Origin of the sequence: Pseudomonas sp. S04 (assembly GCF_009834545.1) — a bacterium.
Taxonomy (GTDB): Bacteria; Pseudomonadota; Gammaproteobacteria; order Pseudomonadales; family Pseudomonadaceae; genus Aquipseudomonas.
The window spans coordinates 4533940-4547923 of the sequence record NZ_CP019427.1 but is presented as its reverse complement, the minus strand read 5'-3'; the positions used below and the strand labels follow the sequence as shown (position 1 = coordinate 4547923).

Here is a 13984-nt window from a genome sequence, read left to right as displayed (position 1 = left end):
TCAGATTCCTTGTTCGCTGAGCCATAGGTTCAGCGCTGCCAGTTGCCACAGTTTGGAGCCGCGCAACGGGGTCAACTGGCCTTGCGGGTCGGTGAGCAGGCGGTCGAGCATGGCCGGCTTGAACAGGCCGCGGTCCTGGCTCGGATCCAGCAGCAGTTCGCGCACCCAGTCCAGGGTCGCGCCTTGCAGATGCTTGAGGCCGGGAACGGGGAAGTAACCCTTCTTGCGGTCGATCACCTCGCTGGGGATCACCAGGCGCGCAGCTTCCTTGAGCACCTGCTTGCCGCCGTCCGGCAGTTTGAATTTGCCCGGTACCCGCGCTGACAATTCCACCAGGCGGTAGTCGAGAAACGGCGTACGCGCCTCCAGGCCCCAGGCCATGGTCATGTTATCCACACGCTTGACCGGGTCGTCGACCAGCATCACCGTACTGTCCAGGCGCAACGCTTTATCCACAGGTGCGGCGGCGCCGGGCTGGGCGAAATGTGCCCGCACGAAGTCGCCGGCGGCGTCATGCTCGGTCAGCCATTGCGGTTGCACGGTGGCGGCGTAGTCGTCGTAGCTGCGGTCGAAGAAGGCCTCGCGATAGGCCGCATAGGGGTCGCTGGCGCCATCGACCTGCGGGTACCAGTGGTAGCCGGCAAACAGTTCATCCGCACCCTGGCCGCTTTGCACCACTTTGCAGTGCTTGGCCACTTCCCGGGACAGCAGGTAGAAGGCGATGCAGTCGTGGCTGACCATCGGCTCGCTCATCGCGCGGAACGCGGCGGGCAGTTGCTCGATGATTTCCTTCTCGTCGATGCGCAGTTGGTGATGACGGGTGCCATAGTGCTTGGCGATCAGGTCCGAGTATTGGAACTCGTCACCCCGTTCGCCGCCCGCGTCCTGAAAACCGATGGAGAAGGTCGACAGGTCTTGCACACCGACTTCGCGCAGCAGTCCCACCAGCAGACTGGAGTCGACGCCGCCGGACAGCAGCACGCCGACATCCACCGCCGCGCGCTGACGAATCGCCACCGCGTCACGGGTGCTTTGCAGCACCCGGTCACGCCAGTCTTCCAGGGTCAGGTCGAGTTCGTCGGCGCGGGGTCCGTAGGGCAGCGTCCACCAGGTGTGCTGTTCGGTGCTGCCGTCAGCCTCGATACGCATCCAGGTCGCCGGCGGCAGTTTTTCGATGCCTGCCAGCAAGGTGCGGGGCGCCGGGACCACAGCGTGGAAGTTCAGGTAGTGGTTGAGCGCCACCGGGTCGAGGATCGGGTTGATGTCGCCGCCCTTGAGCAGGGCAGGCAAAGTCGAGGCGAAGCGCAGGCGCTGGCCGGTGCGCGACAGGTACAAGGGTTTCACGCCGAGGCGGTCACGGGCGATGAACAGGCGTTGGCTGTCGCGCTCCCAGATGGCGAAGGCAAACATGCCGTTGAGCCGGGGCAGCAGGTCTGCGCCCCAGGCGTGATAGCCCTTGAGCAACACTTCGGTGTCACCGCCGGAATAGAAGGCATAACCGAGGGTTTCCAGCTCGGCGCGCAATTCGGGGAAGTTGTAGATCGCGCCGTTGAAGGCCAGGGACAGGCCCAGTTGACTGTCGACCATCGGCTGCGCCGAGCCGTCCGACAGGTCCATGATTTTCAGCCGTCGATGGCCCAGGGCGATCGGTCCCTGACTGTGAAAACCCCAGGCGTCGGGGCCACGAGGCGCCAGGTGATGGGTGATTCGCTCAATGGCGGCCAGGTCGGCCGGTTGATGATCAAAACGTAACTCGCCAGCTAATCCGCACATGTACCGTAAACCCTTTGTATTTCGGCATGCATGTCACTACGGGTGATTTTCACGTACCGTTTTTGTACCACTTTCAATTTTGTCCAGCTTCTCAAGCTCTGCCCAATCACTCGGCGAGCTGATCCACTTGGCGTACGTCGAAAGCAGAACCTGAACGCTGTGCCCAAGCTGTGCGGCAATGAAAGCTGGGTTCATGCCGGACATCAAACACATCGTTGCGTACGTGTGGCGCGTGTCATACATCCTGCGATGCCGAATTCCTAACTTTCGCAGCGCGCTCAACCAGTAGCGTTTTGGGCCAGTCTCGGATCGGATAAACAGTTCCGACCTGTCACCCGATCCTTCCGGCGCGAACACATAATCAGAACGCGCCGCTGTAAGTGGCCTGGCTTTTTCGAGCGCCTTAATCGCGCGATCGTTCAATAAAACTTCGCGAGAGGTCTTTGTTTTAGTTCGCTCCTGGATCTTTCCGTAGATACGAATACGACAAATACGAGCGGTTTTCTTGCGCATATCAACCTCCGCCCAGCGCAGAGCCATCGCCTCTCCTGGGCGCATTCCGGTGTAGAACGAGAACTCAAAAAAGGAGGCGTAGATCTGTTGTAAACCGCTCGTCAGTTCGTACAGTTTGGAAATCATCAGGTCGGCTTCGGGGCGCGTGAAGGGATCGAGATCTCGCTTTGGAACGCGGGTTGCCGGAATAGATGCAGCAGGGTTTCGGGTAATGAGCTCGTCGCGCACAGCCTGGGTGAAGATCGTAGTCACCAGCCGAATGGCGTTCTTTCGGCGAACTGGTGACGTCCATTGAATGTCGTTGACGATCTTGCGCATGATCACCGGCGTGACCTTGTCCATCGGCTTATCGGCCAAGTAGGGCATCCTTGGTCACCAGCTTGAGGTTGGCCAAGTCAGTGTTACGTCTGTTTCCATCTAGAGGAGATACGTAGCAGCCATCAGGTATAGGGCCGTTTGCCTGTTCCCAAAATCGGCAAAGCAATGGCAAGACTTTCAGAGAGCAGGGCGGGCAGCCGCAATGCGCTCGCCTTCCTCGATATGCTGGCCTGGAGAGGGTACTGTCACCTCGCCGGCCACGGCCATGGATGGCTACGACGTGATCGTCACCGGCATCGACCGGAAGCCTGAGGTGTTCAAGGACTTCACCGATCACCCCTTTGCCCGGGGCTGCAAGTCCAAGGTCATCAACAGCAAGGGGCTGACCTCGAACGCCTCCGGCCGCTATCAGCAGATGCTCAAGGACTGGCCGCATTACCGGGCGCTGCTCAAGCTGCCGGACTTCAGCCCGATCAGCCAGGACCTGCTGGCCCTGCAGCACGTCCGCGAATGTCGGGCGCTGCCGGACGTGCATGCCGGTCGGATCGAAACCGCTATCAAGAAGTGCCGGAAAATCTGAGCCAGCCTGCCCGAGGCTGGCTATGGCCAGCGTGAACACCGCCTCGAGGACTTGATTAAGCAGTTCCGCCTGGCGGGCGGGGCGCTGTCATGAGCGTGCCGGGGTTGAAGGTGGTGCTGGTCGGGGAGCTAGTGATGGTACTGCTGGCGATTGGAGCAACCTGGAAGGTTCAGGACTGGCGCTACGGTAAGCAACTGGCAGAGCAGGCCGACCTACATCAGAACGATTTGACCGCCATCAACAACGCGGCCTCAGCCCAGATGAGCACGAATCAGGAAAACCGCCTTGCGCTCGAGCAGCGGTTGTCAGCTAACGATCAAGCCCACTATAAGGAAATGAGCGATGCTCAGACCAAACAGGCTCGCCTGCGTGATCGTCTTGCCACTGCTGATCTCCGGCTGTCAGTCCTCCTTGCTGAGGATTCAGCCGGTAGCTGGTCAGTGCCTACCACCGCCGGCGCCGTCGGCATGGTTCATGGAGGGGCGCGAGCCCGACTTGAACCAGCGCATGCTCAACGAATTATCGGCATTACCAATGCCGGCGACCAAGGATTGATCGCTCTGGCGGCTTGTCAGGCCTATGTCAAAGCCGTGACAGCAACAAAGTGAAAAAGAGCGACCGGGAAGAATGCGTCAACATCCACCCCGGTCGCCGCCCCTGCAGATGGTCCCTGAAAGTCCAGCAGAGGCTCTTGCTCCGTGCACAAAGCACGGATCGATTGATACGCTCTGAGATGATCGGCGGCTCTTTACTCTTTCAACTAAAACATTGAAGTTACTTAGGCTGAAGACGTCAAAGTCTCTTCGCTCGCCCTATCAATTCTGATTCTAGGAACCTCTGGAGTTCCTGTGCCGAATCTAAAACCAAGGCTTGAGGATGCTTCTTGCAATAGGCGTATATATAACTCTCACGCTGACCTCTGTTCAAGGTGTTTTCTACCAAATCCACCCACTCAGGCGCATCCTGGTTTTGAGCATTCAAGTATCCTTCAGCCCATGTGGTAGCATGATCCAGGGCCGAATTGCCAGAAGGCAAGCTCCGCGTTACGTCCGCACATGAAACACCCCCGAACGAAATAGCCCGTGCCGAATGCTCGGCAATAGCTTGTTGCGACGCCTCCAAACTAAAAAACATCGCAAGAGTAAGAAAAGACCTCAAAGAATCACCGGCGGAGGGTTAATGTTTACGGGCATATTTTGGTAGTAGCAAATCCACCCACCTCCACGTGGTTCACTAGTAGGAGCATTATTGCAAGTATAGATCATTGCGGAAGAAACCCCAGCAAACGATAGCGACGGCAGCATAAATACTAATGCAGCCAGAGTAAGCTTAGCTTTTGTCATTCGATTATACTCAGAGTTCTTCATCAAGTGGGATGTATGGCTGGGCTAATATCGATGCTTTAGCCGACTTGGCCATAGTCGACTTCGATGATGCTTCGGCCTTTACTTCAGGCGATGACTTAATAGCCTCCAAGACTATTTTCAGATTTTCTGTTGGCGCCGACTTCACTGCTTGTTGAGCCAAACCTTCAGCACCGACAGAGTCCCCGGTCACCATCTTTAACTGACTCTTTGCCATAAGTATTTCTGATTCAATCACTGGGCGAAGACCAGGCTTCTCCCACTTATAAGAATCATTAACTGTTTGGGCAGTATTCAGCGATCTTTCTGCAGCATCAAAATCCCCTTTGATTGTTTCAACTTGTCCAAGCTGCGTATACAGGGATGGGGATGGTGTGTCGCTGAGATCAATGGCAGTGCGCAGGCTCCTCTCAGCCTTCTCCAAAAAATCACTGCGGCTGCGTGCTGCGAAACTTTGCTTGACGGCTACTTGTACATATGCCAGAGCCAACTTGCTATGAATCTCTGGAATTCTTGTTTTTTTTGCCCCGCCCGCAAGTGCTGCTTCCAAATGCTTGGCTGCATCTTCGTAGTTTCCAAGCCTGATATTGCTGGTTGCTAAAAACTCCAACGCATCCGAATCAAAATCCCCTTTCGGATAACTTCTCTCCAAGTAAGCAACAGCTTCTGCATCTCGGCGAAGCTCAGACAAACAACCAGCCTTAGTTAATACATGCGACTTCCAATCCCCAGACTGCCTAGAAGGCTCTCCTAGTTTCGCAAGTCGTGGAAGGGCCCGACTGCATGATTGAAACCATCCATTGGCCTGGATCTCCTGAGAGATTTCCTTAACTGAGTCAGCGAAAGCTATGCTATGAGCAGAGGCTATCGCTACTAACAACGCACTACGTACAAAAGCTACCATTGTCTTGCCTTCCTTTGCTTTACCACACGGTTGATCTGTCAATGAGCATCAAACTTACTGCCCTACGGGTCCGGCTTCTCTCGGTCGTACAGATGAGAATGATGCGCATTACGATATCACGTTTGCAAGCCGTGTCAAACGTCTGTGTGGACTGTTTCCATGAGGAGTTTGGCGCAGCGGGATAGCACTAGTTGATCAGTTGCCTCAAACGTGTCAGTGCGAGATCCTGGAGGCCACTCCAGGCGCCCGCGTCTAGGTACTCAATGCCCCCGGATATGCTAGTCAACAGGAATCTTAGTTGGGGGCCAGCGGATGCAAACGGTTGGTCATCGGACCATGGCGTAGAGTCTGCGGTAATCCGCCATATCCAGACTCATTCTGGGGTCAAAAGCACTGCCAGCGTTATTTTGATGAACTCTTCATTCCGGTCGATCGTGTCCAGGGCGCCGCGGAGGTTATCGGCGACGTCTGCCGAGCCGCGAGCCTCCACCTAGTTCGATAGCTCCATGATGGCGGCCTCGAGGGCGAGTTGGTTCTCGTTGAGCTTGTAGGGCAGGGAAGGGAATAGGTCAGAATTTGGCATCGCGAATCCTCGTTTATGAGCTCAGCAGAAGCACTGCGCTTCACGAAGATTTTAACGGTCGGCAGGGCGCCTGGTAAGGGGAGTGAGCTTAGAAGTGGCCAGATGCTATCCAATCGAATACATTCAGCCTTACCACGAACATGCCACAACATGGAAGCTGAAATGAAATTGAGAATTGATAAGGTGCCACGGGCACGGTGATGCAAGTGAAGAGCGAGTGCTGTTAACCGTACTCGAAGACTGTAACTTGAATAGCTATATGGTATCTGATGCGACATATACCGAAGATGGGAAAATATCCAACAAGCATCGCCACTCTAAATGGTTTGTCAATAAATTGGTGAGCAAGGGAGAGCGGGTTGCTCTGCACACCAAGGTCGGGCAGGACAAGGAGCGAAAAAATGGAGATGTTCTTTGGCATCACATTTACTGGAACTTTAAAACCCCTATCTGGAACGACGATGGCGATGCAGCTGTTTTGGTAGAGATCTCCAATTGGAAGACAACTAAAGCCCGGTAATTCTCGTACCACTTTTTATACCAATCATGCGTTTTTCAGGGGGATTTTAGGGGGTTGAATACCCCCTGAAGCCCTTTAAAACCCCCGGACCAAAAACGCCAGCTAATCCGCACATAAATTCCTTACCGGTTTTTCCGTTGGGGAGGGTCAATCTCGAACCCGCCGGAAGTGGCGGGTACTCAGAAACTGACCTGCTGCGGTGCTGTGAGTTTTAGATCGATCGGTTATAAGCAGGGGTTGCCGGACTGGCCTCAGGCTTTGCCGCGAATCAACTGGCGCAAGGCAAATCGATTCGGGTGGCAGGCTTCAGCCACGCTGCGGGGAAGGGGCAGCGGTTCATTGTCCAGCCAGGCTGCGAGCAGCTCGCCAGACAGCGGAGCGGTGATCAACCCCCGGGAACCATGGCCGCTATTGACGTACAAGCCTTCGAGCCAAGGACACGGGTGGTCCGGTACTTGCCGGGCGTCCTTGGCCAGTGCGCCATAGGCCTGGGTGAAGGCCTGGCTGTCGGCCAGCGGACCGACAATCGGCAGGTAGTCGGGGCTGGTACAGCGGAAGGCCGCGCGTCCCTGGAGTTGCTCCGGGTCCAGTTCGGATATGTGCAGGCGCTCGACCAGGTCGGGGGAGATGTCCTTGAGCATGTCCAGGTTGCCCAGGTGTTCGGCGGTGGTCGGCGTGAGGTCGTCGCTCTTGAAGTCGAAGCTGGCGCCCAGGGTGTGTTCACCCAGGCGCGCCGGGGCGACGTAACCTTCGGCGCACACGACGGTGCCGAGGCTCTGGCTCTGTGGGGTTTGCGCTAAACGAGTGATTTGCCCGCGAATCCGCTTGAGCGGCAAGTCGGCACTTTGCGCAAACTGTTTGATCTGCGCCGCGCCAGCCAGGATCACCACCGGCGCGCTGGCCAGCAGGGTCTCGCCATCCCAGGCTTGCCAGAGCTGGTCGACCTTGCGCAGTTGCAGTACTTCGCGGTGGGCCAGCAGTTGCACCTGGGGGTGGGCCGCTTGCCAGCGGCACAATGCAGGCGGGTGCACCCAGCCGCCTTCGGGGTAAAACAACCCGCCGTGTTCCAGGGCGATGCCGGCGATGGCCTGTGCCTGGAGGCGATCCAGCGGCTGCAGCAGATCGCTGGCAAACGCCGCCGCCAGCTTGGCCTGGCGCTCGGCTTCCTTGGCATCGAATGCCAGTTGCAGGACCCCGCAATCATCCCAGTCGTGGCCGCGGTGCAAGTGTTCGAGCAGACGCCGGGTATGACCGAAGCCGCTGACGATCATTTGCGAGAGGGCGGTGCCGTGGGCCGACAACTTCAGGTACAGCACCCCTTGCGGGTTGCCGGAGGCTTCCTGGGCGAGGTCGGCGTGGCGCTCCAGCAGGCTGACCTGCCAGCCACGTGCGGCGAGGCTGGCGGCACTCGCGCAGCCGGCCAGGCCGGCACCGATCACCAGCGCATGGCGTTCGCCCAGGTGCTGCGGCGGCCGGGCAAACCAGGGTTTGACGGCTGCCGGTGCTGGCGTCTCTGCGGGCCAGGCGATGAACGCCCCGCGCAGGATCTCCCATTTGTGGCCGATGCCCGGCGTGCGGCGCATCTTGAAGCCGGCGGCGTTGAGCAAACGACGCACCCAGCCGGTGCTGGTGAAGGTGCTGATGGTCGAGCCGGGAGCGGCCAGGCGCGCCAGTTCGGCGAACAGTTCGGCGGTCCACATCTCGGGATTTTTCGCCGGGGCAAAGCCGTCGAGAAACCAGGCGTCGATCTGCGCGTCCAGTTGTGGCAACTGCTCCAGGGCGTCGCCAATCAGCAGTGTCAGCGTGACGCGGCCATGGTCCAGTACCAGGCGCTGGAAACCCTGGTGGATGGCGACGTACTGCGCCAGCAAGGGCTCGGCGAAGGCCTTGAGTTCCGGCCACAGGGCCAGGGCTCGCTGCAGATCGGCAGGGCTCAGCGGGTATTTTTCAACGCTGATGAAATGCAGGCGCGCACCCGCCACTGCCTGCTGTTCAAACAGTTGCCAGGCACACAGGAAGTTCAGCCCGGTACCGAAGCCGGTCTCGCCAATCACCAGTTTTTCGCCGGCACTCAGGGCGGCAAAACGTTCGCTCAGGCGGTTTTGTTCGATGAATACATAGCGGGTTTCTTCCAGGCCCGATTGGTCGGAGAAATACACGTCATCGAACACCCGCGAGCGCGGGCGGCCTTGGTCGTCCCAGTCGAGCTGGGCGTGGGGCAATACAGGGTTCATGGCGGGCTCAGCATTGGCAAGGCCGCCATTCTAGCGGATCAGGGCAACGGGAACTGATCTATGGCAGCTCGGCGCGTATTACCCGCACAAACCGCCGGTCAATCCGCTAGGCTTGGGCCATCTTGGATGGGAGCCACTCATGTTCGAATCTGCCGAAATCGGTCACGCGATCGATAAAGAAACCTATGAGGCCGAAGTACCGGCGCTGCGTGAAGCCTTGCTCGAAGCCCAGTTCGAGTTGCAGCAGCAGGACCGCTTTCCGGTGATCGTGCTGATCAACGGTATCGAAGGCGCCGGCAAGGGCGAGACGGTCAAATTGCTCAACGAGTGGATGGACCCGCGGCTGATCGAAGTGCGCACCTTCGACCAGCAGACCGATGAAGAGCTGGCGCGGCCACCGGCCTGGCGCTATTGGCGGATGCTTCCGGCCAAGGGCCGTATGGGGGTGTTCTTCGGCAATTGGTACAGCCAGATGCTGCAAGGTCGGGTTCACGGCTTGTTCAAGGACGCGGTGCTGGACCAGGCCATCAATGGTGCGGAACGCCTGGAGAAAATGCTCTGCAACGAAGGCGCACTGATCTTCAAGTTCTGGTTTCACCTGTCCAAGCAGCAAATGAAGGCCCGCCTCAAATCGCTGCAGGACGACCCGCTGCATAGCTGGCGCATCAGCCCGTTGGACTGGCAGCAGTCCCAGACCTACGACAAGTTCGTGAAGTACGGCGAGCGGGTGATCCGCCGCACCAGCCGCGATTACGCGCCATGGCACATTATCGAAGGCGTCGACCCGCACTATCGTAGCCTGGCGGTAGGCAAGATCCTGCTCGCCGGCCTGCAGGCCGCCCTCAAGCGGCCCAACCTCAAGCCGGATAAGGTCAGCGCCGCGCCACTGACCACCAGCGTGGACCAGCGCGGGCTGCTGGATGCCCTGGACATGAGCCAGCACCTGGGCAAGAAAGACTATGAAGAGCAGTTGATTACCGAGCAGGCACGGCTGGCCGGCTTGCTGCGGGACAAGCGCATGCGCAAGCACGCATTGGTCGCGGTGTTCGAGGGCAATGATGCGGCAGGCAAGGGCGGGGCGATCCGTCGGGTGGCCGCGGCGCTCGATCCGCGGCAGTACAGCATCGTGCCGATTGCCGCGCCGACCGAGGAAGAGCGTGCGCAACCTTACCTGTGGCGCTTCTGGCGGCACGTTCCGGCGCGGGGTAAGTTCACCATCTTTGACCGTTCCTGGTATGGCCGGGTGTTGGTGGAACGTATCGAAGGCTTCTGTACGCCGGCCGACTGGATGCGCGCCTATGGCGAGATCAACGACTTCGAAGAGCAACTCGATGCCTCCAATGTAATCGTCGTGAAGTTCTGGTTGGCCATCGATAAACAGACCCAGCTGGAGCGTTTCCAGGAGCGCGAACAGATCCCCTTCAAGCGCTTCAAGATCACCGAGGACGATTGGCGTAACCGCGAAAAATGGGACGACTACCGTGGCGCCGTGGGCGATATGGTCGACCGCACCAGCACCGAGGTCGCGCCCTGGACCCTGGTGGAGGCCAACGACAAGCGCTGGGCCCGGGTCAAGGTGCTGCGCACCATCAACCGGGCGCTGGAAGCGGCGTTCGAGAAATCCGACAAGCACGACAAGAAACACAAGTAGGGGTAGGTCTCTGGCAAGTCGTAAGCGTCGTGTCAGGCTCCATTCATGTTGGCTGCGCCGACCTCATCGCGGGCAAGCCCGCTCCCACGGTAATTGTGGGTGCATGCAAATTTTGCAAGCAAGCATGAAACCTGTGGGAGCGGGCCCGCGATAGCGGTGTGTCAGGCTCCATTCATGTTGGCTGTGCCGGCCTCATCGCGGGCGAGCCCGCTCCCACGGTAGTTGTGGGTGCATGCAAATTTTGCAAGCAAGCATGAAACCTGTGGGAGCGGGCTTGCCCGCGATAACGGTGTGTCAGGCTCCATTCATGTTGGCTGTGCCGGCCTCATCGCGGGCGAGCCCGCTCCCACGGTAGTTGTGGGTGCATGCAAATTTTGCAAGCAAGCATGAAACCTGTGGGAGCGGGCCCGCGATAGCGGTGTGTCAGGCTCCATTCATGTTGGCTGCGCCGGCCTCATCGCGGGCAAGCCCGCTCCCACGGTAATTGTGGGTGCATGCAAACTTTGCAAGCATGAAACCTGTGGGAGCGGGCTTGCCCGCGATAACGGTGTGTCAGGTTGCATCCATGTTGGCTGCGCCGACCTCATCGCGGGCAAGCCCGCTCCCACGGTAATTGTGGGTGCATGCAAATTTTGCAAGCAAGCATGAAACCTGTGGTAGCGGGCTTGCCCGCGATAGCGGTGTGTCAGGCTCCATTCATGTTGGCTGTGCCGGCCTCATCGCGGGCAAGCCCGCTCCCACGGTAATTGTGGGTGCATGCAAATTTTGCAAGCAAGCATGAAACCTGTGGTAGCGGGCTTGCCCGCGATAACGGTGTGTCAGGTTGCATCCATGTTGGCTGCGCCGACCTCATCGCGGGCAAGCCCGCTCCCACGGTAATTGTGGGTGCATGCAAATTTTGCAAGCAAGCATGAAACCTGTGGGAGCGGGCTTGCCCGCGATAACGGTGTGTCAGGCTCCATTCATGTTGGCTGCGCCGACCTCATCGCGGGCAAGCCCGCTCCCACGGTAATTGTGGGTGCATGCAAATTTTGCAAGCAAGCATGAAACCTGTGGGAGCGGGCTTGCCCGCGATAACGGTGTGTCAGGCTCCATTCATGTTGGCTGCGCCGACCTCATCGCGGGCAAGCCCGCTCCCACGGTAATTGTGGGTGCATGCAAATTTTGCAAGCAAGCATGAAACCTGTGGGAGCGGGCTTGCCCGCGATAACGGTGTGTCAGGCTCCATTCATGTTGGCTGTGCCGGCCTCATCGCGGGCGAGCCCGCTCCCACGGTAGTTGTGGGTGCATGCAAATTTTGCAAGCAAGCATGAAACCTGTGGGAGCGGGCTTGCCCGCGATAACGGTGTGTCAGGTTGCATCCATGCTGGCTGTGCCGGCCTCATCGCGGGCGAGCCCGCTCCCACGGTAGTTGTGGGTGCATGCAAATTTTGCAAGCAAGCATGAAACCTGTGGGAGCGGGCTTGCCCGCGATAACGGTGTGTCAGGTTGCATCCATGTTGGCTGTGCCGATCTCATCGCGGGCAAGCCCGCTCCCACGGTAATTGTGGGTGCATGCAAATTTTGCAAGCAAGCATGAAACCTGTGGGAGCGGGCTTGCCCGCGATAACGGTGTGTCAGGTTGCATCCATGCTGGCTGCGCCGACCTCATCGCGGGCAAGCCCGCTCCCACGGTAATTGTGGGTGCATGCAAATTTTGCAAGCAAGCATGAAACCTGTGGTAGCGGGCTTGCCCGCGATAACGGTGTGTCAGGTTGCATCCATGTTGGCTGCGCCGACCTCATCGCGGGCAAGCCCGCTCCCACGGTAATTGTGGGTGCATGCAAATTTTGCAAGCAAGCATGAAACCTGTGGGAGCGGGCTTGCCCGCGATAACGGTGTGTCAGGCTCCATTCATGTTGGCTGTGCCGGCCTCATCGCGGGCGAGCCCGCTCCCACGGTAGTTGTGGGTGCATGCAAATTTTGCAAGCAAGCATGAAACCTGTGGGAGCGGGCTTGCCCGCGATAGCGGTGTGTCAGGTTGCATTCATGTTGGCTGTGCCGGCCTCATCGCGGGCAAGCCCGCTCCCACGGTAATTGTGGGTGCATGCAAATTTTGCAAGCAAGCATGAAACCTGTGGGAGCGGGCTTGCCCGCGATAACGGTGTGTCAGGTTGCATCCATGTTGGCTGCGCCGGCCTCATCTCAAGCGAGCACCATGGGTTTGCATACGCGGGATGAATGATTGTCGCGGTCGGCAGGGCGGTGGATTTATCCTCGATTCACTCCCCTGAACGACAACAACAATGAGGTATGCCATGCGTGAAGTAGTGATCGTCGATAGCGTGCGAACCGGCCTGGCCAAGTCTTTCCGTGGCAAGTTCAACCAGACTCGCCCGGATGACATGGCGGCCCATTGCGTCAACGCACTGCTGCAACGAAATGCTATCGACCCGGCCAGCGTCGAGGATTGCATCGTCGGCGCCGGCTCCAACGAAGGTGCCCAGGGCTTCAATATCGGACGTAACGTGGCCGTGCTCTCGCGCCTGGGCACTGGCACCAGCGGCATGACCCTCAACCGCTTCTGCTCCTCGGGCCTGCAGGCGATTGCCATTGCGGCGAACCAGATCGCTTCGGGTTGCAGCGACATCATTGTCGCCGGTGGCGTCGAGTCCATCAGCCTGACCATGAAAAGCGTCAACACCGACAACCTGATCAACCCGTTGCTCAAGGAGCAGGTGCCGGGTATCTACTTCCCCATGGGCCAGACCGCGGAAATCGTTGCCCGTCGTTATCAGGTCAGCCGCGAAGAGCAGGACCGCTACGCCCTGCAAAGCCAGTTGCGCACCGCCCAGGCGCAGGCCGGCGGATTGTTCGACGATGAAATCGTGCCGATGGCGGTGAAGTACAAGGTCGAGGACAAGCACAGCGGCGAGGTGCAGATCCTCGAGGGCATTGTCGATCGTGATGACTGCAACCGTCCCGACACCACCTACGAAAGCCTGGCCGGATTGAAACCAGTGTTCGCCGAGGACGGCTCGGTGACGGCCGGTAACTCGTCGCAACTGTCCGACGGTGCTTCGATGACCCTGGTGATGAGCCTGGAAAAAGCCCTGCAACTGGGCCTTAAACCCAAGGCGTTCTTCCGTGGTTTTACGGTGGCCGGTTGTGAGCCGGATGAAATGGGTATCGGCCCGGTGTTCTCGGTGCCCAAGCTGCTCAAGGCCAAAGGTCTGCAAGTCGCTGATATAGATCTGTGGGAACTCAACGAAGCCTTTGCCTCGCAATGCCTGTACAGCCGTAACCGCCTGGAAATCGACAACGAAAAGTACAACGTCAACGGCGGCTCGATCTCCATCGGCCATCCGTTCGGCATGACTGGCTCACGCCAGGTCGGGCACCTGGTGCGCGAACTGCAGCGCCGCAACCTGCGCTACGGCATCGTGACCATGTGTGTGGGCGGTGGCATGGGCGCCAGCGGGTTGTTCGAAGCGGTGCGTTGAACCGAGCGACCCATACAGTCTTATTAGCGGCTAGTGCGCAACTGTCCCTGTGTGATGCCGGC

Annotated in this window: 10 protein-coding genes and 1 pseudogene; 5 read left to right on the top strand and 6 right to left on the bottom strand. The window is 58.7% G+C overall.

The features are described 5' to 3' along the window. From PspS04_RS20060 to PspS04_RS28145, 3 genes are read right to left on the bottom strand one after another with little or no spacing between them, the layout of a single operon-like run. On the bottom strand, positions 1–1773 hold the full coding sequence (locus PspS04_RS20060; protein WP_159997386.1) for an N-acetylglutaminylglutamine amidotransferase: 1773 nt from the start codon (positions 1771–1773) through the stop codon (positions 1–3). A gap of 36 nt (positions 1774–1809) precedes the next feature. After that, the gene (locus tag PspS04_RS20055; RefSeq protein ID WP_237234935.1) at positions 1810–2643 is read right to left on the bottom strand and encodes a tyrosine-type recombinase/integrase; all 834 of its coding nucleotides are present in this window, start codon (positions 2641–2643) and stop codon (positions 1810–1812) included. After that, positions 2633–2941 (bottom strand): HNH endonuclease signature motif containing protein, encoded by a 309-nt coding sequence (locus PspS04_RS28145; RefSeq protein WP_342792441.1) that lies wholly within the window; start codon positions 2939–2941, stop codon positions 2633–2635. Before PspS04_RS28145 ends, PspS04_RS20055 begins: the two co-directional genes overlap by 11 nt. Here PspS04_RS28145 and PspS04_RS28140 point away from each other — a divergent pair. Then, complete coding sequence (locus tag PspS04_RS28140; RefSeq protein ID WP_342792440.1) at positions 2870–3184, top strand: glycoside hydrolase family protein; 315 nt, start codon at positions 2870–2872, stop codon at positions 3182–3184. The two genes, PspS04_RS28145 and PspS04_RS28140, sit on opposite strands and share 72 nt — an antisense overlap. A gap of 89 nt (positions 3185–3273) precedes the next feature. After that, positions 3274–3792 carry a lysis system i-spanin subunit Rz gene (locus tag PspS04_RS20040; protein ID WP_159997382.1) on the top strand — a complete coding sequence of 173 codons (519 nt, stop codon included), beginning with the start codon at positions 3274–3276 and terminating at the stop codon, positions 3790–3792. A 745-nt stretch (positions 3793–4537) separates the two neighbouring features. On the opposite strand, the gene PspS04_RS20035 is transcribed toward PspS04_RS20040, so the two are convergent. Next, positions 4538–5239 (bottom strand): tetratricopeptide repeat protein, encoded by a 702-nt coding sequence (locus tag PspS04_RS20035; protein ID WP_159997380.1) that lies wholly within the window; start codon positions 5237–5239, stop codon positions 4538–4540. Positions 5240–5825: 586 nt separating this feature from the next. After that, positions 5826–6035: pseudogene (locus PspS04_RS20030) on the bottom strand (hypothetical protein). A 247-nt stretch (positions 6036–6282) separates the two neighbouring features. Here PspS04_RS20030 and PspS04_RS20025 point away from each other — a divergent pair. Next, entirely contained in the window at positions 6283–6555 is a 273-nt protein-coding gene (locus PspS04_RS20025; RefSeq protein WP_159997378.1) for a hypothetical protein, read from the top strand. Positions 6556–6806: 251 nt separating this feature from the next. Here PspS04_RS20025 and mnmC read toward each other — a convergent pair whose 3' ends face one another. After that, entirely contained in the window at positions 6807–8789 is a 1983-nt protein-coding gene (gene mnmC, locus PspS04_RS20020; protein ID WP_159997376.1) for a bifunctional tRNA (5-methylaminomethyl-2-thiouridine)(34)-methyltransferase MnmD/FAD-dependent 5-carboxymethylaminomethyl-2-thiouridine(34) oxidoreductase MnmC, read from the bottom strand. Positions 8790–8928: 139 nt separating this feature from the next. On the opposite strand from mnmC, the gene pap reads away from it, so the two are divergent. Both pap and PspS04_RS20010 read left to right on the top strand, forming a co-directional pair. Continuing rightward, the gene (pap, locus tag PspS04_RS20015; protein ID WP_095167995.1) at positions 8929–10440 is read left to right on the top strand and encodes a polyphosphate:AMP phosphotransferase; all 1512 of its coding nucleotides are present in this window, start codon (positions 8929–8931) and stop codon (positions 10438–10440) included. Between the two features lie 2297 nt (positions 10441–12737). Further along, positions 12738–13922 carry a thiolase family protein gene (locus PspS04_RS20010; protein WP_159997374.1) on the top strand — a complete coding sequence of 395 codons (1185 nt, stop codon included), beginning with the start codon at positions 12738–12740 and terminating at the stop codon, positions 13920–13922. Positions 13923–13984 lie beyond the last annotated feature (62 nt).